Genomic DNA, 25010 nt, shown 5'->3' with positions numbered 1-25010 from the left:
TCCTACTCGGTGGAAGCAACCGGACCTAGCTCCTCGGCTTTAGCCAAGGCCTGGGCAATCCGGTTTAGTATGTTTGGTTGTAGTTTCTTGTCATATAGCAGTTTTTTATAATCATCAGAAAGTTGGCCGGTAATGACAACATGGCCATCTTGCTGGATTTTAATTTTGTTCGTGTCCATTAGGCGGTGTAAGTCAGCTCGTAACAAAATACCATTTTCAATCACCTCTGCACCGCCATGCTTAGACGCAATGATGTGTGCAGCTTCTAATGTCGCTTCAGTGGTTTCACCACTGATAGCACAACAGCTATCTATGCTCAGCAGTGCGGCACGGAACTGAGTCTGTTCGCGCTCCATCTTGGTTGTTGTTGTACGTTTCTTTGCCTTGAAAAGACCATCAAGCCGTGTCCATTTTACCGTTCCATCATAGTCGTGATTATCTGCCCCATCCCAAGTAGCAGTACCACTCTGTGCTCCTGGCTCAATGACAATGGTAGATGTACCCCAGTAAGTATTTTCATTGGGTAAGTGAGGATTATTTTCTGGAGTATATCTAATTGTAAGTGTAAATACGCCATCAACATGCTGTGTAATGTCGCTGCTGGTGGTGTAGTGTAGAAATTTTTTCTTTTCTGGCCACCATTCGTTTGTTGTCTTGATTTTTACATCGGTAGAAAGTGAATCTAAATCGATGTTGATGTACTCTGTGGGATGCCACCATGAAATTTTGATACCTTTTTCAAACATTTTTCACCTCCAAAAATTATGCGATCTGATAATCTATACGACAAGCTTGTTGCGACTGAGTGCAGTCGTGGTTAATGGGTGCTGCCATATTGTTTTCAGGTTTGTATAGCATACAAATTGAAGTGGTGCCTTAAGCTTCCACTATCGATTATCGTCACCCTTTGCACATGATGCAATTAGACAGAAAATGGAATTTATAAAGAACAACTCGGAGTTTATGTGTAAACATGTGGTTACCCATTTTCTTATCTGAAGACAACTTGAATTGATCCGTTTATGAAGAAATAGAAGCTTCGGTGTCAGATTCGCCACAGTGCTCCTTCGTCGTCCTGATGAAAGAGGCTACTGCTGTCACCTCAGTGGCCGGCAAACGAGAGACGATTCAGTTGACACTCCCCCGCTGAACTGAGAACCTTCCCGCTTCCATTTTTTTGTTATTGCCCGCCATGAAAATCACCGCCAACACCGCCGTCACCCTGCGCATGAAAGTCACCGACAGCCAGGGCCTGGTTTACGACGATGGCAAGAAGCCCGTCTCCTACCTGCACGGCGATTACGATAACCTGTTCGCCAAGCTGGAAGCCGCGCTGGAAGGCCAGGAATCGGGTTTTCAAACCACGCTGGAACTGGCTACCGAAGACACCTTCGGCGCGCGCGACGAAGCCCTGGTGACCACCATGCCCAAGTCGGACTTCCCGCCCGGCGTGAAGGTAGGCGGCCAAATCCAGCGCATCGGCCCGGATGGCGAGCCGCGTTACTACTTCGTCACCAAGATCAAAGGCCCCACGGTATTGTTGGACGGCAACCACCCGCTGTGCGGCAAAGCCCTGCGCTTTGCCGTCAAAGTGGTGGACGTGCGCGCGGCCACGGCCGAGGAAATCGCTCACCAGCATGTGCATGGAGAGCACGGGCATCAACACTGATTCCCCCGCTTCATACAGACAAAGCCCTCCCCGTTTGGGAGGGCTTTGTTTTGTCTGGACCCCACCTAATTATTTGGCGTTGCTTATCGGCAGGGCGGCATTTTCGGACTGCGGCCCGCAGGCTCTGACCTATTCGGAGATGGAGGCGTGGGCACATGTCACCCGGCGGCGGCGCACTGGGAGGTAGGCCTTGCTTCGGCGTCTGGATAATGCGTACCTATTCATCCAAGCGATGGATGAAGGCGAGTTTATGCAAGATGTTCTTGAAGACGGCGAGGCCGCGGCCCTTGATGAGAATGCTTAGAACGTGTTTACGATCTCGCGAGCTAAGGCTAGACAAGGCGTTGCGGCTGAGAAAGCGGAATGTACATACGGTACATGAGCATTTCGAAGATGGTTTCAACGCCGGATCGCCGATGCGCAGCAGATCGTAAACACGTTCTTAGTGCGTGAACCATGCCGCCTGAGTTGTGCTATGATTTGTACAATAATTGTCGATTTGAGCGAGGAACACCGTGAAAGCGCTTACCTACAGCCACACCCGCCAGCACCTGGCCGAAGTCATGCGTCAAGTGAACGAAGACCGGGCGCCGGTGATCGTCACCACCCAGCGCGGTGAACCGGTGGTGATCATGTCGCTGGCCGACTACAACGCGCTGGAAGAAACCGCCTACCTGACGCGCTCCCCTGAAAATGCCAAGCGTCTGGCCGATGCGGCGGCAAGGTTTCACAGCGGAGCGGTCAAAGAGAGAACGCTTCTCGAAGACGAGGGCGAGTAATGCAGATCAAGTTTGATGACAACGCATGGGAGGATTACCTCTACTGGCAGCAGAGCAGCAAGCCTACTCTCAAGCGCATCAACGCTCTGATCAAGGACATCCAGCGCAACCCGTTTGAGGGGATCGGCAAGCCTGAGCCGCTTAAGCACCAGTTTGCTGGCTTCTGGTCGCGCCGCATCGATGATGAGCATCGGCTGGTCTACGCTGTCCAGAGCAACGTTCTGACCATCTTGCAGTGCCGCTACCACTACTAAGGCCCGCTAACAAAACCTCGCAGAGAAGCTGAGCCAAGGCGCGCCGATTAGCTAGCGAGATCGTAAACACGTTCTAAGCACAATTGCCAAGGCATTGAGTCCGCTGCGCGGATGATGATTTAGTAGGGGCCGCGGCCTACCGTGCACGGCACACAGTGCGCGGCTACTTTCGTCTCGCAGGATGCCGCCGGCTTGACGCCCTCCCGCTCCTCGACACCTTCGGCGCGCGCGACGAAGCCCTGGTCACCACCATGCCCAAGTCGGACTTCCCGCCCGGCGTAAAGGTAGGCGGCCAAATCCAGCGCATCGGCCCGGATGGCGAGCCGCGTTACTACTTCGTCACCAAGATCAAAGGCCCCACCGTCTTGCTGGACGGCAACCACCCGCTGTGCGGCAAAGCCCTGCGCTTTGCCGTCAAAGTGGTGGACGTGCGCGCGGCCACGGCTTAGGACGTTGTTCACCAGCATGTGCGCCGTGAACACGGGCTCAGCACTGATTGCACCGGCCTCATACAAACAAAGCCCTCCTCAAGCGGAGGGCTTTTTTTGTCTGGGGCTTGGTGGCTTGGGTGGTGGCGATTTGCTGCTAACCTCCCATCCTGTCGTACTCGCGCTATCGTTTTGCAAGCATGGCAAATACCTCAGCCTATCTCTTAACAGGTGTTTATCAATAAATGACAGTTGATTTTTTAATAAATAGAAAGTGATTTTTCTTGCTCGGAATAACTTCGATCGACAACAAACTCTTCGTTGTCGAGCTGTGGTGATATTTGAGAAGTGGCAAATATTAACTGATAGTCACATTCATATTTTCGGGTTTCATTAACTATTATTTCTTGTAGTCTATGGCTTCGTGCTAATTCCATGCCCCCATCTTCTATGCCATCTAGAATTAATAATCTAGGTAATCTCATGTAGCTTAGTTGGGTTGAGGCAGTTAACATGGCTATATGAAATAAATGTCTTAAAACAACTGTTGAGCTTTCAGAAAATTTTCTTGAGCCATTAACAGTGATCTGATTGTCTTCAAAGCTAATGCTTATTTCTTTTGCGTTCTCAAACTCACTCTGCCTTGGCAAGTCGCTTTTTAATAAATGAGTAAGATTTTCTGTAATAATAGAGTATGTTTCTTTTTTTCGGATGTCTTGGACAAATGACAATTTGTCAATGCTTGATTTTAAGTTGATAATTTGAATTTCGAGCTCTTCTAAGCGCTCTCTCAGGCCATTAATAGTAGATGCTAATTTTTGCTGCTCAAATAAATTTTTAATTTCTTGATCAAGTTCCCCAAGTTTTCTAGCGCTTGCTTCAATTAATTCTTCTGTGGCAGACGACCAGTTATTGGCTTGTAGGTAATATTGGCTCTCGAGTTGATTTAATTTTTTTGAGAGGGATGGAATTTCTATTTTAAGCTTTGATATTTGATCAATTTTCTCATTTAAAATTATTGTTGACTCTTTTAGCTGAATTGCGAGTTCATTACGCATTCTTATGATTTGGGTGTTTGCTGAATCTGCATCCAAATGTTGGCAACATAAGCCGCAGCTATTTTCATCGGAGGGGCGCTTTAGTTCTGATAAGCATGCTGGACATACATGGAAATTTAGTTTTCCAAAACTAGATCTAACAACTGTTGAATCTCTAAGATTTTCAAGTCTGAGCTGAATTTCACTAATAAATCTTTCTGTGTCTGCGGCTTCAAATTCATGTTTTTGTAATTTGTTCCTGCTGTGAAGGAATTCTAGCTTTGCTTTACTCAAGTTTTCGCGGAGTTGAGCCTCAATAGAGTTGTCTTTGTTTTTATGCTCTGAGGTATTTCGGCCTGCTTTCAATTCGGAAAGTTTTTTGAACTCTGTATTTCTATTCTCTTCAGCGTCAATAATTAGGCTTGATAGAAAATTAATGTCGGAAATTTGTCCAGACTTGGCCAGAACAGTATATATTCCTTTTAGCTCTGAGTTTAATTTGTCGCGTTCCTTCTCTAGGTCTCGTAGAGTAATTTGATTTGTGTACAGTTCATCGTTGTAAATTCCACACAAATAATTTCCTACGGTACTTCTAGTTAGGCTTGTATCAAATGAATCATCTCGAAAAATTGGACTGTGCAAAGATGGTTGATCTGCATATATAACCCTCAGCATTTGATGGGTCGTAATATTCGATGCGCCATCACCTTTTGCCTCAGGTAAATGTAAAACCATTTGTAATGCTTGAGTAAAACTAATTTTTTCTGCGCTTCTTTTAAATGGGTATGTTTCCCAGTCTGTTGCTGGAGCTAAGAGAGCTTTTTCTAGGGGCCCCAGTAGACCTTAAAAGGTTGCATAGGTTTATCAACAACATCACGAATGACTGTAACTATTTTATCGTTGAGATGAATCTCTGCAATGGCTTGACTGCATAGTAATGCCTCTTTATTCCATGGTATATTTTCTGCGCCTAGAGTAAAGGCAATAAAATTCAATATGGTAGTTTTTCCAGAGCTATTCTTGCCACTGAGGATATTAACTCCAGAGTGAAACTCTGCATAATAAACTGAGTGACCATCTTTTAGAATTTTAAGCTTGGATAATTTGATTGTGGGATTGTATTGTATCATATCTGTATTCAGCCAGTCCTGTTCTGTTTTTTAAACCTTGAACGCCATAAAGAGGTATTGAAGAAAGACAGTCAACTATGCTGCAATATAGTCCATCTAGTCTTTTAGAAAAATCAGATATCCTTTCAATTACATCATCAGATAGTCTTGCTCCCTTAATGCTAAGCATGCCTAGTTTATATTGATCAATATCTATAAGGTTCGCTGCTATTAAGAAGCCTATAGCAGAATCTTGTATTCCAGATATTTCTTGATAAGTTCGCTTGGTATTCATGGGGCCATGGTATTGATTCTCTGTTTTTAATGCTGCATTTTTTAGTTTGCCGCTGCCTCTTGGTAAACTAATTTCACTTAGTGAGGAAGGGAATGCCAAATAAAAATCTATTATCTTTAGTTTTTCTATTTCAACAGCGCTAAAGCGGCTTAAAATAAAAAAAATTCTGAAAATGCAATGATAAACATCATAGGCAGGATGGTAGATTAACATTTGTCCCACCGAACATGACAATTTCCACCGAGAAAATAAATGAAGCCTAGTAGTTCACTCGGGGTAATGTTTAAATCATTGTCGCCGAGAATCTCTTCGACTGGATTAATTACTTTGTCTGAAATTATAGCGTCAACTTCTATTCTGGATTTTTCAGCCATTACTGCGGGTTGAGCGTGCAGTACAAATTGTGTATATAGTTTTGTCAACAAATAAGTTAGTATGGTTTGCGCTGTTGGTGAAGTTTGAGTTCTCATGATTAGCATAGTTGCTTCTTGCTTAAGGTGGTTGGCAATAATCAGAAGATCTTCTCTATTTGCAGACTTTAACTTGTCTTCTAACCCTCTAACATCACCGCTTGTTAACTTGTTGCAATAGTGTTGCAGCTTGTCATGAATTTCGGTTGCAATCTCATCGTCTTTAGTTTCATTTTTAAGTTTTTCATAAAGTTTATCTAGTGGTCCTCTGGGTCGATAATTATAATTGTTGTTTTCATTATAATTGCCGCCAACAAGATTGCCGGCAACTTGATTTCCTTTTTGAGTAAGCATTGTGTTGTCTCACTTGTTTATGGTTGTTTTGTCACCGCCAGTTAGATCACCATTTACAATATTGTTTTTTTGATTTGTGTAACTGTTATTGCTATTTTTGATAGATGTAATAACAGTTTTTATGGTGTATCCAGAAATTAATCCTGTAAGAAAGGTAATTATGTGAGACCAATTCATTTTTATACTCCTTTTTGAGTTAAAAACACTCTAATGGTTGAGAGGGTAATAAAGCTTATTTGTTTTTAGAAAATATTTGCTGCGTTATTCCTGATTAGGCATAAGTGTGAAATTTTTGAGAGATTTACTGTAAACATTGTTTCACATAAACAGGAATTTATTCTTGATCTGTCTCTATGCCAAGAAAATATTTTCAATAAAACTTATGCAAAAAAGTGGGCATAATTTTTTGATATCAGCTAATGATAAATGTCATTATCGATAATGTATTCTTCTCTGGGTTCTTGCTAGTTTTTAAGAATATTAAATTTCATATGCTTACAGGGTTTTACCTTGCAAACTATGCTAGGTCAGCTGTTTTGATGTTGTTAAATATGGTTTCTCTTCCAAAAATTGGTCAGCTGTTGGCTTCTGTTTTACAAGTGTGGTGAAAGTCCCGAATAGATAGTTATAAGAATTAACTCACTTTCAGAAGGGTGGTCGGCTTTCTCACCCCCCCCGCCGCCACCTTCTCCAAACTCGGCAAGGTATGGATATACAACTTGGCCAAATCCTTGGGGTTGGCGATGGTTTCAAAGTGCTCCATCTTGATGGCCAGGAATTGGCCATTACTGCCATCGCGCACTTCGCCCACTTCCATTGCCTTCAGCGCGCTGATCCAGTACCAGTTCTGGCCCATGTTTTCCTTATCGCAATAGGCGTACCACAGTGGCAGGCGGAACAGCCGCTCGAAGGTGAGCGCTTTTTTGAGTTCTTCCTCCAGGCTGAGGGAGAGTTCGCCGCACCATGGGGTGTAGTTCTTGGCGTCGATGGCGATCATGCCCAGCGAGGGCAACAGGAGCAGGAAGTCCGGTCGCTTGGCTGCGCCTTGGAATAGCGAGGCGAAGCTGTCCTTGTTCTGGCAGATGCCCACATAGGCTAGTTTGTGCTGGTTGAACCAGGCGTTGAGTGCTTTCTCGCCTTCATGGCCTTTTTCCTCCGCCGTGTTGGGGGCGGCCTGGGCTGTGGCGGGCGGCGGATTAGGCGCGGGCGCTTGCGTTGGAACTGGGGTAGCGGCTTGGATAGGCGCTGTTGTTTGTGGTGGCGCGGGTGCGGCGTTGGGTGTTGGGGCCGTCATTGCGGATGGTTTCTGTAAAAGGGTTTTTCTGATGCTTGCGAGCGAAAAGGCCATGGCGTTTGCTCAGATTGGCTTGGTTGGGTGAGGGGAGCGCTTCATCCCGCTTGCCTCGCTTGATCCGCCTGATACGCCGCCTCACGGTCGCTGAACAGGCCCAGGCGCACCAGGCGGGCGAGGATGGCGCCGCGGCTGCGGCCCAGTTGCTTGGCGATGGCCTGGCTGTCCGGCTGGGCCGGGCTGTGCCACAGGGTTTTCAGTTGCTGGTCGTCGGCCACGGTCCAGACCGCGCCTTGCTTGCCGGCTGTGGGCGGCGCGGCGGGTTTGGTGGGCGGCTTTTCCGCGGCGGCGGGTACGTCCCAGAGTGGCGGCAGGTCCAGCGTTTGCATGCGGGCGTTGTCGGCCTGCATCGCCGCTTGCTGGTGCTCGTACAGCCCCAGGTGGACCAACCGGGAGACGATGGCCAGCGGGCTGCGGCCCAGTTTTTCCGATAGTTGGCGTACCGGTGCGGGGGAGGCTTCCCACAGCAGGGCGAGGCGGTTGTCTTCGGCTATGGTCCAGCGCTGGCCCTGGCGCGCGCCGCCGGGGGCCGCTTGCGGCTCGGGCGCGGTGGTCGGGTCCGCGGCGTGTTGTTTGGCGACGCGCTTGAGTTGCTCGTAATACTGCGCGCGCGCCTTGTCCAGCGCCGGGTCCTTGGGGGTGCCCAGCGGGTCGCGCCGGCCGGCCGGGTCTAGGCCCAGGACCAGTTGTTCGACGATTTCGAGTTCTCTCATAGGGATGCCCGGAGCCGGTCTCGCATTGCTTGCGGGGCGGGTGCCGCCGTGGATAAGCCATGTTATCGCCACGGCCGGGTTCTATGCAAATTGAGTTGGTGGCGCGCGGCCCGGGGCCGGGCCGGCGCGCGCTTTAAGCTTCGATTTCTATCAGGGTGGGGTTGGCGGCGGCGGCGGCCTGTTCCAGCGCCTGGCGCAGCAGCGGTTCGGGGGTGCCCAGCGCCAGGGTTTCGGCGCGCCAGCCGTAGGCGCGGGCCAGCGCCGGGAAGTCCGGGGTGTAGAGGTCCACGCCCAGCGGTTCCATATCGGCGGCGCGCATTGCGCTTTTGATTTCGCCGTAGCCGCGGTTGTTGAGCAGCAGCACGATCAGGCGGGCGCGGGTTTCCATCGCGGTGCCCATTTCCGCCAGGGTGAACTGGAAGCCGCCGTCGCCGGCCAGGCAGAGCACCGGCCGGTCCGGTTCGGCCAGCGCGGCGCCGATGGCGGCGGGCAGGCCGTAGCCCAGCGCGCCGAAGCCCACGGAGGCGTTGAACCAGCTGTTGCCGCGCGGCGCGCAAAAGCCCAGGTTGCCGGCGTAGACCAGGCGGGTGGAGTCTCCCACCCAGCGCGCTTGCGGCAGGATGTCGCGCACGCGGTGCAGCCAGGCCAGGTCGGCGGCGTGTTCCGGCTCCATCTCGGCGGCGGCCAGGCGGCGGGCGGCGTCGGCGCGTTCCTCGCCCTGGCGGGCGGCGTCGGTCAGTTGCAGCGTCAGCAGTTGCAGGGTTTCTTTGGCGTCGCCCAATAGCGGCAGGTCGGCGCCGCGGCCGCGGCAGAGTTGTTCCGGGTCGATGTCGACGCGGATCAGCGCGCCGGGCAGGCGGAAGCCGCCGTCCACGTACATGTCGAAGTCGGTGGGCCCCAGTTCGCAGCCCACGGCCAGCACCACGTCGCTGGCGGCGATCAGGCGACGCGCGGCCGGCAGCGAGGGGCTGCAGGACAGGGCCAGCGGGTGGCCGTCCGGCAGCGCGCCGCGCGCGTTGATGGTCATCAGCGCCGGCGCGTCCAGCATTTCCGCCAGCCGGCTCAGTTGCGGCGCGGCCTGGCGCGCGCCGCCGCCTATCAGCAGCAGCGGCCGTTCCGCGCTGGACAGCAGGCGGGCGGCGCGGTCGATGGCGGCGGGGGCGGCCGGCCCGCGCAGCAGCCGCATCGCCGGCGCTTGCGGCGGCGGCAGGCCGTCGGCGGGCGCGGCCATCAGGTCCAGCGGGATTTCGATGTGCACCGGGCGCGGGCGGCCGCCGTCGAACACGGCGAAGGCGCGCGCCAGCACTTGCGGCAGTTCCGCCGCCGCGGTCAGGGTATGGCTGAAGGCGGCGATCTGGCTGGCCAGCGCGTGCTGGTCCGGCAGTTCGTGCAGGTGGCCGTCGCCGGAGCCCAGCTTGCCGCGCGCGTTGACGCCGGAGATGACCAGCAGCGGGATGGAGTCGGCGTAGGCCTGACCCATGGCGGTGGCGATATTGGTGAGGCCGGGGCCGGTGATGACGAAGCAGACGCCGGGTTTGCCGCTGACGCGGGCGTAGCCGTCGGCCATGAAGCCCAGGCTTTGTTCGTGGCGGGCGGCGATGTGGCGGATGCCGCTGCCGGCGAGGCCGCGGTAGAGCTCGATGGTGTGGACGCCGGGGATGCCGAACACGGTGTCGACGCCGTAAGCCGCCAGCCAGGCGGTGAGGTAGCTGCCCAGGGTGGCGCTCATGCGGATTCCTTTTGTCTTGGCGCGGCGGCGCGCAGTTGACCGGCGAAGCGGACGATGCGGCGGCAGGCTTCGGCCAGGCGTTCGTCGTCCACCACCAGGCCCAGGCGGATGAAGCCGGCGGCGGTGGGGCCGAAGGCGGCGGCGTCCAGCACGGAGACGCCGGTGGCTTCAAACAGTTTCCAGGCGAAATCCCCGGCTTCCAGGCCGCAGCCGCGCACGTCCAGCAGCAGGAACATGCCGGCTTCCGGCAGCGGGCAGTGCAGGCCGTCCACGCCGCTGAGCAGGCTATGGGCCAGGTCGCGCCGCCGCCGGTACAGCGCGCGGACGGGGTCGACGAAGGCGTCGTAGTCTTGCAGCGCCAGCAGCGCGGCTTGCTGGATGAAGCCGGGGATGCCGTAGAGCATGCACAGGGCCAGCGTGCCCATGTGCTGGATCAGCGGGCGCGGGCCGGCGGCCCAGCCTAGCCGCCAGCCGGCCATGGCGTGGGATTTGGACAGGCTGCCCAGGGTCAGCGTGCGTTCGGCCATGCCGGGCAGGGCGGCGATGCTGTGGTGCGGGGCTTCGAAACTGAGGCCGGCGTAGACTTCGTCGGCCACCACCCACAGGTCGTGGCGGCGGGCCAGCGCGGCCACCGCGGCCAGTTCGTCCGGGCGCAGCGCCGCGCCGGTGGGGTTGCAGGGGGTGGCGAGGAAGATCGCGCGGCTGCGCGGGGTGACGGCGGCTTCCAGCGCGGCCAGGTCCAGGTGGAAGCCGTCCGAGGGCTTGACTGGCACCGGCACCAGCGCGGCGCCGCTGGCGCGGATGCTGGCTTCGTAGGTCAGGTACATCGGTTCCGGCACCAGCACTTCGTCGCCGGCCTGGCACAGGCAGAGCGCGGCGGAGAACAGGCCGTTTTGCGCGCCGGCCACCACGATGACGTTGTCGGCGTCCATCTCCAGGCCGGTGGCGGCGGCGTGGCGGCGGGCGATGGCGGCGCGCAGGTCGGCGCGGCCGTCCACCGGACTGTAGTGGGTGTCGCCGTCGCGCAGCGCGGCCACGGCGCGCTCAATAATGGGGGCCGGGGTGGCGAACTCCGGATCGCCCACGCTGAGGATGATCACGTCCTCGCCGCGGGCGGCGGCTTGCTGCGCCGCAAAGTGGATGTTCCAGGCATCGACGCGTTCGCCGGCGATGCGTTCGACCAGGGGGGAAAAGCGCATGGGGGTCTCCGTAATAATGAGCTAGGGGCGGTGTCAGAAGGCGGTGCGGACCGGCAGCCTCTTTTCCAGCCGCAGGAAGACGCGTTCTATCAGCCAGGCCAGCGCGAAATAGATCAGCGCCACGGTCAGCAGCGGTTCGTAAGTGCGCAGGGTTTGCGCGCGCACCAGGTTGGCCGCGCCCAGCACGTCCATCACCGCCACGGTGGAGGCCAGCGCGGTGGATTTGAGCAGCAGCACGGTTTCGCCGGCCAAGGACGGCAGCAGGATCAGCAGCGCGCGCGGCAGCCAGATGCGCCGCGCCGTGGTCAGCCGCGACATGCCCAGCGCGCGGGCGGCCTCCAGTTCGCCCTTGGGCACGGCGGCCAGGCCGCCGCGCACCACTTCGCCCACATAGCCGGCCACGCTCAACGCCAGCGCCAGCGCCACGTACCAGAAGCCTTCGCGCAGATAAGGCCACAGCAGGCTGTCGCGCAGCGCCGGAAAACCGGCGAACAAGCTGCCCAGGCCATAATAGAGCACGTAGATCTGCACCAGCAGCGGGGTGCCGCGGATCAGGTTGGTGAAGGACAGGCTGAGCCAGGCGAGGAAGGGCTGGCGGGACAGCCGGGCAAAGCCCACCGCCACTGCCAGCGCGAAGCCCAGGCTGCCGGAAAGCAGCAGTAGTTGCACGGTGACGGCGACGCCGCGCCAGAGCATGGGGCCGTAGTCTTGCAGCCATTGGAAGTTCATGCGGGTCTCCCGTTCACAGCGCCGGTTGCCAGCGGCGGAAGCGGCGTTCAATCAGGCTGAAGCCGGCGTTGGACAGCAGGGTCATCAATAGGTAGATGGCGGCCACGGTCAGGTAGAACAGCAGGTATTGGCGGGTGGAGCCGGCGGCCTGCTTGGTGGTGAACAGCAGTTCGCTGTAGCCCACCACGCTGATCAGCGCGCTGTCCTTGATCAGCACCAGCCACAGATTGGCCAGGCCGGCCAGCGCGTAGGGCATCATTTCCGGCAGGATCACGCGGCGGGCGGTCAGCCAGCGGCCGCAGCCGAAGGCGCGCGCGGCCTCGATGTGGCCGTGCGGGATCGCCTGCACCGCGCCGCGCATGATTTCCGCCGCGTAAGCGCCTTGCACGATGCCCAGCACCACGATGGCGGCGGCAAAGCCGTTCACCTCCACCTGCGGCTGGCCCAGCAGCGCCGCCAACGCGTTGATGGCGTCGCCGCCGGCGTAGTAGAGCAGCAGGATGAGCAGCAGCTCCGGCAGCGAGCGGCACACGCTGGTGTAGGCGTTGGCCAGTCGTTTGAGCAGCGGGTGGCCGCCCAGTTTGACCAGAGCGGTGGCCAGGCCGATGAGCAGGCCCAGCGCGAAAGCGCCCAGCGAGATTTCCAGCGTGACCACGGCGCCTTGCAGCAGGGCGGGGCCCCAGTCGCGGACTACGGCGTCGTAGGCTTGTTGCAGTGCATCCAGCATATAGGCTCTCCCTGGGGCGGCTCAGGCGGGCGGGTCGCTGTCACTTGGCGTCCGGCGAGATGTTGACCTTGAAGTATTTCTTCTGGATGGCGTCGAAGCTGCCGTCGGCGCGCAGTTGCAGGATGGCCTGGTCGAACTGCTGCTTGAGCGCGACGTCGGCCTTGCGCAGGCCGGCGCCGATGCCGGGGCCGAACAGCGGGTCCTTGGGCGCCAGGCCCTTGGATTCCAGCCCGGAACCGTCCTTGCCGCCAAGGAAATCGCTGGCGGCCAGCGCGTCCAGCAGCATCAGGTCCACGCGGCCGGCGACGAGGTCGGCGTTCAGTTCGTCCTGGGTGTTGTAGTAACGGATGAGGGAGCCGGCGCCGTAGTATTTCTTCAGGAAGTTGGCGTTGGTGGTGGCGGATTGCACGCCCAGGGTCTTGCCCTTGAGGCCGGCCGGGCTGAGGACGGCTTTCTGGCCCTTGGGGCCGACGAACTCGGAGGCGGTGTAGTAATAAGGCAGGCTGAAGGCGATGACTTTTTCCCGCTCCGGGGTGATGGACATGGAGTTGAAGATCACGTCTATCTTCTTGCTGTTGAGCGCGGGGATGATGCCGTCCCAGGACACTTCGGCGATCTGACAGCTTTGCTTGAGGCGCTGGCACAGCTTGCGCACCAGCTCCACTTCAAAGCCGCTCCATTGGCCGTTGCTCTGCTTGATGGTGAACGGCGGGTAGGGTTCGGCGGCGATGCCGATGCGCAGCGGGTTGGCGGCCGCGGCGGTACAGAACAGCACGGCGAAGGCGGCGATGAGGGCGCGGAATCGGTTCATGGGGTTTCTCCCTGGGTGTCAGGCGTTGACAAACTGGCGGCAGCGTTCGCTGCGCGGCGCGGCGAAAACCTGTTCCGGCGGGCCGGCTTCCTCGATGCGGCCCTGATGCAGGAACAGCACTTTGCTGGACACTTCGCGGGCGAAGGCCATTTCATGGGTGACCAGCAGCATGGTGCAGCCTTCATCGGCCAGCTGGCGTATCACCCGCAGCACTTCGCCCACCCGTTCCGGGTCCAGCGCCGATGTGGGTTCGTCGAACAGCATCACCGCCGGCCGGGTGGCCAGCGCGCGGGCAATGGCCACACGCTGTTGCTGGCCGCCGGACAAAAAGGCCGGATAGGCCTGGCGCTTGTCCGCCATGCCCACTTTTTCCAGCAGCGCCTCGGCCAGCGCCACCGCTTCGGCGCGCGGCTGGCGCAGGACGCGCACCGGCACCTCGATCAGGTTTTCCAGCACCGTCATGTGCGGCCACAGATTGAAGTTCTGGAACACCATGCCCAGCCGCGAGCGCAGCCGGTCCACCTGGCGCGGGTCGGCCGGCGCGCGCCGGCCGCGTTTGTCGGTGCGCAGGGCGATCTCCTCGCCGGCGATCAGCACTCGGCCGTCGTCCGGGACTTCCAGCAGGTTGAGACAGCGCAGCAAGGTGCTCTTGCCGGAGCCGCTGGCGCCGATCAGCGACACCACCTCGCCGGCGGAGGCGGCGAAGGAGACGCCGTCCAGCACGACTTGGCCGTCGAAGCGTTTGCGCAGGTTTTCCACCGCGACGATGGGCGCGGGAGGAGGGTGGATGGCGGGGGTGGGGTGATGCATGGGGCTCTCCTCCTTGCGGCTGTGGCAGCCTGCTGTAGTTGTGTGCCGCGCCTGAGAGTGGCTAACAAATTCCTGATGCTGCGTTGCGCCGACTTGCCTCAGACGTGAAACTGATTTTGTTAGCCGCTCTTAGCGCGACAGTGTAGGCGTGGCAACATCCATGCCAGCGGGTCTGTTTTTTAATTGCATGAATTTAAAAGGTTTTTGCGCTTGCTCGCGGCGACAAAAACCGTCAATACTGCAACTATTCATAAAAGCGCCGAATTTTCGGCGCCCATGCTTGAAGCAGCTAAGAACCTGTTTACGATCTCGCGAGCTAAGGGGAGACAAGGCGTTGCGGCTGAGAAAGCGGAATGCACAGGTGGTACATGAGCATTCTGAAGCCGTACTCACCGTGTAACGCTCCACAACGCGCAGCAGATCGAAAACAGGTTCTTAAGGGGAAGGGGGAGACATGGATGCAGACCTGAACCAGGGCATTGCGCTGTTTGGCGATTTTTTCGACGCGATTGGCCTGTCGGTGGCCATCATCGATCAGGACGGGCGCTACGCCTATTACAACCAGGAGTGCTCGCAGCTGGACGAGTACACCGCGGAGCAGGCGCTGGGGGCCTATCTGCTGGAGCTGTACCCGGAACTGGACGAGAACAGCAGCACGCTGTTGCAGGCGCTGCGGCAGGGCCGCAGCTACCGCAATCATTACCAGCGCTACCGCAATCCCAGGGGCAAGGCGGTGCATCAGGTGCACACCACGCTGCCGCTGAAGCGCGCCGACGGCCGCATCGTCGGCGCGGTGGAGCTGTCCCGCGATCTGACCGTGGTCAGCCCGCTGCATCAGGCGCTGGTGGATTTGCAGCAGAACGTGGAGGAGGAGGCCGACGGCGGGCTGATGGGCATCATCACCGACGACGCGGCGATGAAGCAGCTGATCCACCAGGCCCGGCGGCTGGCGCGCGCCGACGTGCAGGTGTTGATCCACGGCGAAACCGGCACCGGCAAGGAGTTGTTCGCCCGCTTGCTGCATCAGGAAGGGCCGCGCGCCGAGCGCCCCTTCGTGGTGCTCAATTGCGCGGCATTGCCGGAGCCGCTGTTTGAAAGCACCTTGTTCGGCACCGTGCGCGGCGCCTTCACCGGGGCCGAGGACCGGCGCGGGGTGCTGGAGTCCGCCCATGGCGGCACCTTGTTCCTGGACGAGATCAATTCGCTGCCGCTGTCCATCCAGGGCAAGCTGCTGCGCGCCTTGCAGGAGGGCACGTTCAGCCGGGTGGGTTCCGGCGCGGAGGTGCGCGTGGACGTGCGGGTGGTGGCGGCCAGCAACGAGTCGCCGCAGCGGATGCTGGACGAACGCAAGATCCGGCCGGACCTGCTGTACCGGCTGAACGTGGGCTGTCTGGCGGTGCCGCCGCTGCGCGAGCGGCTGCGGGATATTCCACTGCTGGCGCAGGCTTTCTTGCGCAAGCACGGCAAGGTCACCGGCCACCGCGTGCAGCGCATCAGCCATGCGGTGATGGAGCGCATGCTGCGCTATCACTGGCCGGGCAATGTGCGCATGCTGGAGAACGTGTTGCTGCGCAGCCTGATCCTGTGCGAGGGCGGGGACGAACTGGACTTCCTGTTGTTGGAGGAAGAGGGCGAGACGGCGCAGCGGCGCGCGGAGGAACGCCGGCCGTCGGCCCCGGCCGCGCCGCCGCCGGACGGCGAGGGCACGCTGGAGCAGCGGATGGCGCGCTATGAGCGCCGGCTGTTGGTGGATTGCCTGGAGGGCTGCGCCAATCTGACCGAGGCGGCGCGCCGGCTGGGCCTGCCGCGCGCCACCTTGCAGTACAAGTTGAAGAAGCACGGGATACAGCTGGCGCGCACGGTGTTGGGATGAGCGGGGCGGGGCATGGCGTCCCTCGTAGCTGAGTCGCTGATTGGGAGCCAGAGCGCTGGGCTGTCTGCTCAATAACCCCAGGGTTATTGACTGGCCTGTTGTAGAAGCTACAATAAGCTCTGTCCGATAGTCTGCTCAAATGTCGTGCGCGCAAGGGCGCGACAAGGTGAAAACAAAAGCAGAATGTAGAAATGCCATATGAGCATTCTGAACCTGTTCTCACCGTACCGTGTTCACGAAGCGCAGCAGATCGTAAACAGACTCTAAGCGCAGGGGCGACACCGTGACCAGCAAAGAAGTCATCAGCATGATAGAGGCCGACGGTTGGTATCTGGTTGCCGCCAAGGGCAGCCATCAACAGTTCAAACACCCGATCAAGACCGGCTGGGTGACGGTGCCTCACCCCAAGAAGGACATACCGATAGGCACGCTGAATAGCATCAAGAAACAAGCGGGTCTCCAGTAAGGAACCATTATGTACTACCCGATTGCAGTTGAACCCGGTGACGACCAACATGCCTACGGCGTCATCGTGCCGGATCTGCCCGGCTGCTTCTCCGCCGGGGACACTCTGGATGAAGCCATCCGGAACGCCCGAGAAGCCATTGAGCTACATCTGGAAGGGCTGGTGGACGACCTGGACGTTATCCCTCTGGCCAGCAGCGCGCAGGCTCATGTCGGTAAACCCGAGTTTGCCGGCCATCTCTGGGCGCTGGTGGATGTGGATATCACCCGCTATCTGGGTAAAGCGACCAAGATCAATGTCACGTTGCCGGCCAACCTTCTGCACCGTATCGATGAATATGTCGCTTCCCACCCGGAATACGATAGCCGCAGCGGTTTCCTGGCCAAGACCGCGCTAGAAAAGCTGTTGTGTCGGCCGTAAAAGCGGTTAATTTTACTGTTTGAGCATGGATGTGCCGCGGAGCGCACTCAGCCTAGGCCCGCTAACAAAACCGCGCCGCGTACCTGAGCCAAGGCGCGCCGACGCAGGCAGTACAAGTGGTACGACCAGGAGGCGCAACGCAGGATCAGGGGTTTTGTTAGCGGGCCTTAGTTACAAATCCAGCACCAGCGGTCCGCTCCCCGCCGCCCGCGACACGCAGATCATGATGCGTTCCCGCCGCTCCGCCTCGTTCAGGTATTGGTCGCGGTGTTCGGCGTCGCCGGCCAGCAGCCTGGTTTCACAGCTGCCGCAATAACCTTCCCGACATAGACAGTCCGGCCGCAGCGAGCTCTGCCGTTCTATCGCCGCCAGGATGGATTCGTCGGCGTCCACTCGCAGCCGCAGGCCGGAGCGGGCCAGTTCCACCTCAAAGCCGGCGCTCTCGGCCGCCGTGTCGGCGCTGAAGCGCTCATAGTGCAGCCGGCCGGCCGGCAAGCGCCGCGCGCAGGCGTCCGCCGTCGCCGCGATCAGCCGCTCCGGCCCGCAGACATACACCTGGCTGTCCGCCGGCGCGGCGGCGATCAGCGCGTCCAGATCCAGCCTGCGGCCGGCCCGGCTCTCGTACAGGCGGATTCTGGCGTCGCCGCGCTCGCTGCGCTCGGCCAGCTGGGCGGCGAAGGCGGCGCCGGCGGCGTCGCGGAAGGCGTAGTGCAGCTGGTAGTTCGCGTTAGCGCCCAGCGCCGCCATATGGGCGATGAAGGGCGTGATGCCGATGCCGCCGGCGATGAACAGCCGCGGGCCGGGCACGGCGGCCAGCGGGAAACGGTTGGCCGGCGCTTGCACCCGCAGGCGGCTGCCCGGCGCCAGCGCGTGCAGATAACGCGAGCCGCCGCGCGAATCCGGCTCGTGTTTGACCGCGATGCGGTAGACCCCGCCGCCGGGGTCCAGCAAGGAGTAGGCCGCCGGCCGGCCCGGCGGCGGCATGTCCACCACGATGTGGCTGCCGGACGGGCAGGGCGGGGCCGGGCCGTCCAGCGGCCGCAGGGTGAAGGCCTTGACGCCGGCGGCCACTTCTTCGATGGCGCAGACTTCGGTGACGATGGCGGGCATGCGCGGCGCTCCGGTTCAGCCGCGGTAGGCGGCGGCCACCATCTGGTGGAAATGGGCGATGCCGTGCTCGCTGATGCCGCTGCGCTGGCTGTCCGCCATGATGCGGCCCTGGCCGCGGTAGCCGCGCGATTGCAGCCCGCGTTGCACGCTTTCCACCAGCCGCAGGTCTTCGGGGCGGAATTCGTCGCGTGCCCAGCTGACGAAGCGGCGCTGTTCCTCGCTCAAATCCTGGTTGAGGAAGAGGATTTCGTAATGCTGGACGGTGATGCCGGCGGATTCCGGAAATTCGTAGATCACCGTCATCGCCGCGTCGCCGGGCACCACGTTGAACATCACGCCGGGCCACAGCCAGTAGCCGTTGAAGGCCTGGTTGGCGGCCTCGCCGTCAAAGGCGTAGCTGCTGTCGCTGGATTGGGCTGCGCCGCGCTGCAAGGTCCAGCGGCCGTGAAGGCTGTGGGTGTAGCCGTCGGTGGTCACCGATTGCGAGAAGCTGGGGTGGGCCGGCGCGCAGTGGTAGCACTCCATGTAGTTGTCGACGATGACTTTCCAGTTGGCCGGCGTGGTGGTGACCACGCGCTCGGCCACCTTCAAGTCCGCCACTCGCGGACACACTTGCATGAAGTGCTCGCGCAGGCCGGCGTATTCGACGTCGATGTTCGGCGCGTCCGGGTCCATGTTGACGAAGACGAAGCCGCAGTATTCGGCCACTCGCAACGGGCTCAGATGGCTGCCGGCCCGGTCGAAGTCCGCCACCTGCTCGCAGTTGCGCGCGTGCGCCAGTTGGCCGTCCAGCCTGAAGGCCCAGGCGTGGTAGGGACAGGTGATCACATTCCTGGCTTGGCCGCTGCCGCTGAGCAGCTCATGGCCGCGGTGCGGGCAGACGTTGTAGAAGGCGCGCAGCTCGCCGTCGCGGTCGCGCAGCAGCAGGATGTTCTCGCCTATCACCCGGCGGGTGACGTAATCGTTGGGCCGGGCCAGCTCGCTGCCGTGGCACAGGCAGAGCCAGGATTTGGCGAAGATCTGTTCTTTTTCGTACTGGAACACCTCGTCGGCGGTGTAGCAGCGCGCCGGCAGGGTGTGAGCGCGCTCGATGTCGCTGCAGAAGTCGGCGGGCAGGCGCGGCGCGGCGGGCGGGGGCTGGATGACGGCGTGCTGTTGCATGGCGGGGCTCCTTCAAAAGCCTTGAGTGGGGGACGGCTGTTGATGATTTAACGGTGTGCCGGCGGCGGCGGAGCGGATGGCCGCGACGCTTACTTTTCATTGCGCGACAATTTGCATTGGCGCGAACCGGGCGCTCGCGCTTATGCTGGGCCTTGGAACGTGTTTACGATCTCGCGAGCTAAGGCGAGACAAGGCGTTGCGGCTGAGAAAGCGGAATGTGCAAGTGGTGCATGAGCATTTCGAAGACGCCCTCACCGTGCCACGTCTCACGACGCGCAGCAGATCGTAAACAGGTTCTTAGACTGGGAGGGGAAAGCGCGGTGGACGAATACCATTTCCTGTTGTTGCCGGAGTTTTCCTTCATCGGCTTCGCCGCGCTGATGGAGCCCTTCCGCATCGCCAATCGCTTTCAGCCCGGCGCCAGCCGCTGGCGGCTCTTGTCCGTGGACGGCGAGGCGGTGGCGGCCAGCAACGGCATCGCGCTGATGGTGGACGGCGCGCTGGCGGAGGCCGGGCCGTGCACCTGTCTGTTCGTGGTCAGCAGCTTCCATCCGCTGCGGCATTACACGCCGGAGCTGGGCGCGGCGCTGCGGCGGCTGGAGCGCGGGGGCGTGACCCTGGGGGCGATAGACACCGGCTGTTTCATCCTGGCCGAGGCCGGCCTGCTGCGCGGGGAGACGGTGACGCTGCACTGGGAGGCGATTCCGGCCTTCCGGGAACGCTACCCGCAAGTGACCGCCAGCCAGGAGCTGTTCCTGACCGAGCGGCGGCCCACCTCCGCCGGCGCGGCGGCCGGGCTGGACCTGGCGCTGGCCTTGCTGGCGCGTCGTCACGGCCGCGAGCTGGCGCTGGCGGTGTCCGAGCAATTGGTGCAGGGGCAGATGCGCAGCCCGTCCGAGCACCAGCGCCTGCAGGTGGCCAGCCGCTACCAGGTGCACAACAAGAAGCTGGCGCAGGCGATACGGCTGATGGAGGCGCAACTGGAGGAGCCGTGGCCGCCGGAGGAGCTGGCCGCGCGTTGCGGCGCCACCCGCCGCCAGCTGGAACGCTTGTTCCGCGCGCATCTCAAGGCCTCGCCGGCGGAGTTCTACCGCGCGCTGAGGCTGGACCGCGCCCGCTGGCTGCTGCGCCAGACCGAGCTGAGCGTGGTGGAAATCAGCGTGGTCTGCGGCTTTGAGTCGCCGTCTTATTTTTCCCGCGCCTATCGCAAGCGTTTCGACCGCAGTCCAAGGGAGGATCGCGAGGATCGCAGCGGCGCTTGAGAAGCTGCTCTCAGCGGTTTTCGCCTTGTCCCGCGCTTGCTCGCGGGGCTTTGGACCGGTCCGGAGCGGGGGGCATTGGCTGGCCGCGGACGGTTTTATCGGGTACTGTTGAGGGTTTGGATTGGCGCGGGCGGCGCGCCTCCATAAAATAACAGGGCAAACCCCAAATAGCCCTACGCTGGAGAAACCCGAAAATGGCCATCATCCGTCAGGAAGACTTCGTGCAAAGCATTGCCGACGCCTTCCAGTTCATCAGCTATTACCATCCCAAAGACTATATCGACGCGCTGTACCAGGCGTATCTGAAGGAAGAGAGCCCGGCGGCCAAGGACGCCATGGCCCAGATCCTGATCAACAGCCGTATGTGCGCGGAAGGCAAGCGCCCGATCTGTCAGGATACCGGCATCGCCGTGGTGTTCCTGAAAGTGGGCATGAAGGTGCAGTGGGACGCCGAGTTGTCGGTGCAGGAGATGGTGAACGAAGGCGTGCGTCGCGCTTACCTGAACCCGGACAACAAGCTGCGCGCCTCGGTGCTGCTGGATCCGGCCGGCAAACGCCAGAACAGCAAGGACAATACCCCGGCGGTGGTGCATTTCGAGATCGTCGAAGGCGACGGCGTGGAAGTGACCTGTGCGGCCAAGGGCGGCGGCTCGGAGAACAAATCCAAGTTCTACGCGCTGAATCCGTCCGACTCCATCGTGGACTGGGTGCTGAAGACCCTGCCCACCATGGGCGCCGGCTGGTGTCCGCCGGGCATTCTCGGCATCGGCATCGGCGGCACGCCGGAAAAGGCGATGCTGCTGGCCAAGGAAAGCCTGATGAGCCATGTGGACATCCAGGATTTGAAAGCCAAGGCCGACAGCGGCGCGGAACTGAGCCGCGTGGAGCAACTGCGCCTGGAACTGTTTGAAAAGGTCAACGCGCTGGGCATCGGCGCCCAGGGCCTGGGCGGCCTGACCACGGTCTTGGACGTGAAGATTCTGGATTACCCCACCCACGCGGCCAGCCTGCCGGTGGCGATGATCCCCAACTGCGCGGCCACCCGCCACGTGCATTTCCACCTGGACGGCAGCGGCCCGGCTTCGCTGGAAGCGCCGCGCCTGGAAGACTGGCCGGACATCACTTACGACAACTCCAACGGCAAGCGCGTCAACCTGGACGCCATCACCCCGGAAGAGGTGCAAAGCTGGCAGCCGGGCGACGTGCTGCTGCTCAACGGCAAGATCCTCACCGGCCGCGACGCCGCGCACAAGCGCATGGTGGACATGCTGAACAAGGGCGAGAAGCTGCCGGTGGACTTCACCAACCGCTTCATTTACTACGTGGGCCCGGTGGATCCGGTGCGCGACGAAGTGGTGGGCCCGGCCGGCCCCACCACCGCCACCCGCATGGACAAGTTCACCCGCCAGATGCTGGAGCAGACCGGCCTTCTGGGCATGATAGGCAAGGCCGAGCGCGGTCCCACCGCGATCGAGGCGATCAAGGACAACAAGGCGGTCTATCTGATGGCCGTCGGCGGTTCCGCCTATCTGGTGTCCAAGGCGATCAAGGCGTCCAAAGTGGTGGCCTTCGAAGACCTGGGCATGGAAGCCATTTACGAGTTCGAGGTCAAGGACATGCCGGTGACGGTGGCGGTGGATTCCTGTGGATCCAGCGTGCACAACACCGGCCCGGCCGAGTGGCGCGTGAAGATAGGCAAGATTCCGGTGATCCCGGTGTAATGCCGGCATGAAAGAAACGGTCGCCTTCGGCGGCCGTTTTTGTTTGCGCCGGCGGCGCCTGAAAACGGTTTGATCCAGACCAAGGTCGGGCGGCGAACCGTCGCCTATGCTCGGCGGCACCCCCTTATTGTGCTGCCCGCATGTTGACCGAGTTCTCATTGATCCTGACCTTGTTGCAGCAGATGTGCGTTTACCTGGTGATCGCCTATCTCTTGTCCAAGACGCCGTTGTTCATTCCGCTGACCCAGGTCACCATCCGCCTGCCGCACAAGCTGGTGTGCTATCTGGTGTTCTCGGTGTTCTGCGTGATGGGCACTTATTTCGGCTTGCACATCGACGATTCCATCGCCAACACCCGCGCCACCGGCGCGGTGCTGGGCGGCATGTTGGGCGGGCCGTGGGTGGGGCTGGCGGTGGGTTTCACCGGCGGCCTGCATCGATATTCGCTGGGCGGCGTCACCGCCGGCGCCTGCATGGCGTCCACCATGGCCGAAGGCCTGCTGGGCGGGCTGGTGCACCGTTATTTCGTGCGGCGCGGCCAACTGGGGCGGGTATTCGACCCGCTGGCGGTGGCCGCGGTGGCCTTGCTGGCGGAGTGCATGCAGATGCTGATCCTGCTGGCGGCGGTCAAGCCCTTCGCCGCCGCCTGGCATCTGGTGCGCAGCATCGCGCTGCCTATGTTGATAGCCAACACCCTGGGCGCGGCCATGTTCATGCGCATCCTGCTGGACCGGCGCGCGCTGGCGGAGAAGTATTCCTCCGCCTTCTCCTCCAAGGCGCTGCAGATCGCCGCCCGCGCCGAAGGCGTGCTGCGCCACGGCTTCGACCGCGACAACTGCATGACCATGGCGCGCATCCTGTACGAGGAGCTGGGCGTGGGCGCGGTGGCGCTGACCGACCGCGAGCGGCTGCTGGCCTTCATCGGCGCCGGCGCCGACCACCATCTGGCGGGCACGCCCATCACCTCGCCGCTGACCCAGCGCGCCATCGCCGCCAACCAAGTGGTGTACGCCGACGGCAATGAGGCGCCATACCGCTGCTCCATCAGCCCGGCCTGCAAGCTGGGCTCTTCGCTGGTGATCCCCTTGCGCGGCGAGGACGAACGGGTGATCGGCACCATCAAGCTGTACGAGACGCGCAACAAGCTGTTTTCCGGGATCAACCTGACCCTGGGCGAGGGCATTGCCCGGCTGCTGTCCAACCAGATCCTGCAAGGCAAGTACGAGCAGCAGAAACAGCTGCTGGCCCAGACCGAGATCAAGCTGCTGCACGCCCAGGTCAATCCGCATTTCCTGTTCAACGCGCTCAATACCCTGTCCGCGGTGATACGCCGCAACCCGGAGCACGCGCGCCAGCTGGTGCAATACCTGTCCACCTTTTTCCGCAAGAACCTGAAGCGCTCCAGCGAGATGGCCACCCTGGGCGACGAGATCGACCACGTCAGCGCCTATCTGCGCATCGAGGAGGCGCGCTTCGCCGGCCGGCTGCAAGTGGAGATAGCCGCGCCGGAGGCGGCGCGCCGCGCCGAACTGCCGGCGTTTTCCCTGCAACCGCTGGTGGAAAACGCGATCAAGCACGGCACCTCCCAGCTGCTGGAGCCGGGGCGCATCCGCATCTCCGCCCGCTGCGACGCGCAAGGCCTGCGGGTGACGGTGGAGGACAACGCCGGCCTCTACCACAAGCCGGAACAGAGCGACGGCCTGGGCATGTCCCTGGTGGACCGCCGCATCCGCGCCCGTTACGGCGAGGCCTACGGGGTGGCGGTGGATTGCGCCCCTGAGCTTTACACCCGGGTCAGCCTGCTGCTGCCCTGTCGTTGCCCGCAGGCGGACGCGCGCCGCGCCGGAGCGGCGACATGAGCGCGGCCGGCCTGCCCAGCGCGCTGCTGGTGGACGACGAACCGCTGGCGCGCGACGAATTGCGCCAGCTATTGCAGGCCGCCGGCGGACTGGACATCGTCGGCGAGTGCGGCAACGCGGTGGAGGCCATCGCCTTCATCCATCGCCGCAAGCCGGACGTGGTGTTCCTGGACATCCAGATGCCGCGCATCAGCGGCCTGGAAATGCTGGCGATGCTGGACCCGGAGGCCATGCCGCAAGTGGTGTTCGTCACCGCTTACGACGCCTACGCGCTGCAGGCCTTTGAAGAACACGCCTGCGACTATCTGCTGAAGCCGGTGGACCCGGCGCGCTTGGCCAAGACCCTGGCGCGGCTGCGCCAGCGCGCCGCGTCGCCGCCGGCGGCGGTATGCGCCTTGGCGCCGCTCAGCCTGATTCCCTGCCAGGGCGTCAACCGCATCGTGCTGTGCCGCTTGGAGGAGGTGGCCTATGTCTGCTCCCGGCTCAGCGGCGTTTACGTGGTGGACGCCGCCGGCGTGGAGCGCTTCACCGAGCTGACGCTGCGCACGCTGGAAGAGCGCAGCGATCTGTTCCGCTGCCATCGGCAATACCTGGTGCGCTTGTCGGCGATCCGGGAAATCCTGTTCGGCGACAACGGCGTCGCCACCATCCATACGCTGGACGGCCACAGCCTGCCGGTCAGCCGCCGCTATCTGAAGCCCTTGAAGGACGCGCTGGGCATCGCGAGCTAGCGG

General features: G+C 60.3%; 26 protein-coding genes. 11 read left to right on the top strand and 15 right to left on the bottom strand.

What is annotated here, in order from left to right; genetic code table 11:
* Nucleotides 1–2 precede the first annotated feature (2 nt).
* Entirely contained in the window at nt 3–746 is a 744-nt protein-coding gene (locus tag HQN78_RS11535) for an HNH endonuclease signature motif containing protein (protein ID WP_235089581.1), read from the bottom strand.
* 446 nt (nt 747–1192) lie between these two features.
* On the opposite strand from HQN78_RS11535, the gene HQN78_RS11530 reads away from it, so the two are divergent.
* The 4 genes from HQN78_RS11530 to HQN78_RS11515 all read left to right on the top strand — a co-directional run bounded on the left by HQN78_RS11530 (nt 1193) and on the right by HQN78_RS11515 (nt 3151).
* Nucleotides 1193–1669, top strand: a complete 477-nt coding sequence (locus tag HQN78_RS11530; protein WP_235089579.1) for a peptidylprolyl isomerase — start codon at nt 1193–1195, stop codon at nt 1667–1669.
* 515 nt (nt 1670–2184) lie between these two features.
* The gene (locus HQN78_RS11525; protein WP_235089578.1) at nt 2185–2448 is read left to right on the top strand and encodes a type II toxin-antitoxin system Phd/YefM family antitoxin; all 264 of its coding nucleotides are present in this window, start codon (nt 2185–2187) and stop codon (nt 2446–2448) included.
* A complete protein-coding gene (locus HQN78_RS11520; protein WP_081575981.1) occupies nt 2448–2702 on the top strand; it encodes a Txe/YoeB family addiction module toxin in 255 nt (84 codons plus the stop codon). Before HQN78_RS11525 ends, HQN78_RS11520 begins: the two co-directional genes overlap by 1 nt.
* A gap of 251 nt (nt 2703–2953) precedes the next feature.
* A complete protein-coding gene (locus HQN78_RS11515) occupies nt 2954–3151 on the top strand; it encodes a peptidylprolyl isomerase (RefSeq protein WP_235089577.1) in 198 nt (65 codons plus the stop codon).
* A gap of 239 nt (nt 3152–3390) precedes the next feature.
* On the opposite strand, the gene HQN78_RS11510 is transcribed toward HQN78_RS11515, so the two are convergent.
* From HQN78_RS11510 to HQN78_RS11460, 12 genes are all read right to left on the bottom strand, one after another.
* Nucleotides 3391–4902, bottom strand: a complete 1512-nt coding sequence (locus HQN78_RS11510; protein WP_235089576.1) for a hypothetical protein — start codon at nt 4900–4902, stop codon at nt 3391–3393.
* An 89-nt stretch (nt 4903–4991) separates the two neighbouring features.
* Nucleotides 4992–5297 carry an AAA family ATPase gene (locus HQN78_RS25830; RefSeq protein ID WP_370646595.1) on the bottom strand — a complete coding sequence of 102 codons (306 nt, stop codon included), beginning with the start codon at nt 5295–5297 and terminating at the stop codon, nt 4992–4994.
* A complete protein-coding gene (locus HQN78_RS11505) occupies nt 5257–5784 on the bottom strand; it encodes an ABC-three component system middle component 5 (RefSeq protein WP_235089575.1) in 528 nt (175 codons plus the stop codon). Before HQN78_RS11505 ends, HQN78_RS25830 begins: the two co-directional genes overlap by 41 nt.
* Nucleotides 5778–6335: an ABC-three component system protein gene (locus HQN78_RS11500; RefSeq protein WP_235089574.1), complete on the bottom strand. Its 558-nt coding sequence runs from the start codon at nt 6333–6335 to the stop codon at nt 5778–5780. Before HQN78_RS11500 ends, HQN78_RS11505 begins: the two co-directional genes overlap by 7 nt.
* Nucleotides 6336–6969: 634 nt before the next feature.
* Nucleotides 6970–7683: a hypothetical protein gene (locus HQN78_RS11495; RefSeq protein ID WP_235089573.1), complete on the bottom strand. Its 714-nt coding sequence runs from the start codon at nt 7681–7683 to the stop codon at nt 6970–6972.
* 41 nt (nt 7684–7724) lie between these two features.
* Complete coding sequence (locus HQN78_RS11490; protein WP_235089572.1) at nt 7725–8399, bottom strand: hypothetical protein; 675 nt, start codon at nt 8397–8399, stop codon at nt 7725–7727.
* A gap of 133 nt (nt 8400–8532) precedes the next feature.
* Complete coding sequence (locus HQN78_RS11485) at nt 8533–10128, bottom strand: 5-guanidino-2-oxopentanoate decarboxylase (RefSeq protein ID WP_107799905.1); 1596 nt, start codon at nt 10126–10128, stop codon at nt 8533–8535.
* Complete coding sequence (locus tag HQN78_RS11480) at nt 10125–11327, bottom strand: pyridoxal phosphate-dependent aminotransferase (protein ID WP_235089571.1); 1203 nt, start codon at nt 11325–11327, stop codon at nt 10125–10127. Before HQN78_RS11480 ends, HQN78_RS11485 begins: the two co-directional genes overlap by 4 nt.
* Nucleotides 11328–11360: 33 nt before the next feature.
* On the bottom strand, nt 11361–12056 hold the full coding sequence (locus tag HQN78_RS11475; RefSeq protein ID WP_235089569.1) for an ABC transporter permease: 696 nt from the start codon (nt 12054–12056) through the stop codon (nt 11361–11363).
* A gap of 13 nt (nt 12057–12069) precedes the next feature.
* Nucleotides 12070–12783, bottom strand: coding sequence for an ABC transporter permease (locus HQN78_RS11470; protein ID WP_205465673.1), 714 nt, complete (start codon nt 12781–12783; stop codon nt 12070–12072).
* Nucleotides 12784–12823: 40 nt separating this feature from the next.
* Nucleotides 12824–13594 (bottom strand): transporter substrate-binding domain-containing protein, encoded by a 771-nt coding sequence (locus tag HQN78_RS11465; protein ID WP_235089568.1) that lies wholly within the window; start codon nt 13592–13594, stop codon nt 12824–12826.
* 18 nt (nt 13595–13612) lie between these two features.
* Entirely contained in the window at nt 13613–14404 is a 792-nt protein-coding gene (locus HQN78_RS11460) for an ABC transporter ATP-binding protein (protein WP_235089566.1), read from the bottom strand.
* Between the two features lie 454 nt (nt 14405–14858).
* On the opposite strand from HQN78_RS11460, the gene HQN78_RS11455 reads away from it, so the two are divergent.
* The 3 genes from HQN78_RS11455 (at nt 14859) to HQN78_RS11445 (ending at nt 17163) form a co-directional block, all read left to right on the top strand.
* Nucleotides 14859–16277: a sigma-54-dependent Fis family transcriptional regulator gene (locus HQN78_RS11455; protein WP_235089565.1), complete on the top strand. Its 1419-nt coding sequence runs from the start codon at nt 14859–14861 to the stop codon at nt 16275–16277.
* 283 nt (nt 16278–16560) lie between these two features.
* The gene (locus HQN78_RS11450; RefSeq protein WP_235089564.1) at nt 16561–16743 is read left to right on the top strand and encodes a type II toxin-antitoxin system HicA family toxin; all 183 of its coding nucleotides are present in this window, start codon (nt 16561–16563) and stop codon (nt 16741–16743) included.
* Between the two features lie 9 nt (nt 16744–16752).
* Entirely contained in the window at nt 16753–17163 is a 411-nt protein-coding gene (locus HQN78_RS11445) for a type II toxin-antitoxin system HicB family antitoxin (protein WP_107799897.1), read from the top strand.
* A 171-nt stretch (nt 17164–17334) separates the two neighbouring features.
* Here HQN78_RS11445 and HQN78_RS11440 read toward each other — a convergent pair whose 3' ends face one another.
* Together HQN78_RS11440 and HQN78_RS11435 are read right to left on the bottom strand one after the other, a co-directional pair.
* A complete protein-coding gene (locus tag HQN78_RS11440) occupies nt 17335–18273 on the bottom strand; it encodes a PDR/VanB family oxidoreductase (protein ID WP_235089563.1) in 939 nt (312 codons plus the stop codon).
* A gap of 15 nt (nt 18274–18288) precedes the next feature.
* Entirely contained in the window at nt 18289–19434 is a 1146-nt protein-coding gene (locus tag HQN78_RS11435) for an aromatic ring-hydroxylating dioxygenase subunit alpha (RefSeq protein ID WP_235089562.1), read from the bottom strand.
* A gap of 320 nt (nt 19435–19754) precedes the next feature.
* Here HQN78_RS11435 and HQN78_RS11430 point away from each other — a divergent pair, with 320 nt between their 5' ends.
* The 4 genes from HQN78_RS11430 (at nt 19755) to btsR (ending at nt 25007) form a co-directional block, all read left to right on the top strand.
* The gene (locus HQN78_RS11430) at nt 19755–20696 is read left to right on the top strand and encodes a GlxA family transcriptional regulator (RefSeq protein ID WP_235089561.1); all 942 of its coding nucleotides are present in this window, start codon (nt 19755–19757) and stop codon (nt 20694–20696) included.
* 194 nt (nt 20697–20890) lie between these two features.
* Nucleotides 20891–22417 carry a fumarate hydratase gene (locus HQN78_RS11425; protein WP_081551201.1) on the top strand — a complete coding sequence of 509 codons (1527 nt, stop codon included), beginning with the start codon at nt 20891–20893 and terminating at the stop codon, nt 22415–22417.
* A gap of 140 nt (nt 22418–22557) precedes the next feature.
* Entirely contained in the window at nt 22558–24276 is a 1719-nt protein-coding gene (locus tag HQN78_RS11420) for a sensor histidine kinase (RefSeq protein ID WP_304502855.1), read from the top strand.
* On the top strand, nt 24273–25007 hold the full coding sequence (gene btsR / locus HQN78_RS11415) for a two-component system response regulator BtsR (RefSeq protein ID WP_227107435.1): 735 nt from the start codon (nt 24273–24275) through the stop codon (nt 25005–25007). Before HQN78_RS11420 ends, btsR begins: the two co-directional genes overlap by 4 nt.
* Nucleotides 25008–25010 lie beyond the last annotated feature (3 nt).

Origin of the sequence: Chromobacterium sp. Beijing (genome assembly GCF_021496765.1) — a bacterium.
Taxonomy (GTDB): domain Bacteria; phylum Pseudomonadota; class Gammaproteobacteria; order Burkholderiales; family Chromobacteriaceae; genus Chromobacterium.
The sequence above is the reverse complement of the archived record's forward strand: the minus strand, read 5'-3'. Positions and strand labels throughout refer to the sequence as shown.